Annotated in this window: 1 pseudogene; it reads left to right on the forward strand. The window is 35.4% G+C overall.

Features of this window, described 5'->3' with window-relative positions:
- Window positions 1-44 precede the first annotated feature (44 nt).
- Window positions 45-237, forward strand: a pseudogene (locus tag SB775_RS33750) (enterotoxin); the annotation flags it as partial.

Consider the following 237-nt stretch of genomic DNA (forward strand, 5'->3'; position numbering starts at 1 on the left):
CTATATTTTTTGTTATATTACAGGAGGTTAACGACTGATTACGAATGGTTTGTAATTGTGTGTTTTCCCGAAATCCGAAAAAATCTGTTGCTATAATGTGGACACGAAAACAAACGCAATGGAGGCTATCATGAAAAAATTAATTGGAATAGCAACAGCAGCAGTTTTTGGTCTTGGGATTTTCACATCATCTGCTAATGCAGAAACTGTTGTAACAACAGACGTACTAAATGTACG

Source organism: Peribacillus sp. SIMBA_075, assembly GCF_046534585.1.